Origin of the sequence: Clostridium sp. AM27-31LB (assembly GCF_003480745.1) — a bacterium.
GTDB classification, from domain to species: Bacteria; Bacillota; Clostridia; order Lachnospirales; family Lachnospiraceae; genus Butyribacter; species Butyribacter intestini.
Map to the genome: position 1 here is coordinate 455 of NZ_QUJS01000031.1, position 249 is coordinate 703.

1 protein-coding gene is annotated in these 249 nt (G+C 29.7%); it reads left to right on the forward strand.

Annotation, left to right across the window (positions count from 1 at the left end):
• A partial coding sequence (locus DW721_RS16540; protein WP_243036051.1) for an AAA family ATPase occupies positions 1-249 on the forward strand: 249 nt, incomplete at both ends.

Genomic DNA, 249 nt, shown 5'->3' on the forward strand with positions numbered 1-249 from the left:
CTCAAATCAATATGAGGGCAGAAAAGAGCTGTTTAAGGGACTTGATATTTGGAAAGACGAGGAGTATAGGAAGTTGCAGGGGACATATCCTGTGATATTTTTGAGCTTTGCAGGGATTAAACAGACAGAGTATAGTAAAGCAGTTACCATGATAAAAAATGAGATAACAGATATTTATAATAAATATGATTATATAATGAAAAGTGATTTATATAATAACAATGAAAAAATACAATTTAAATCAGTATG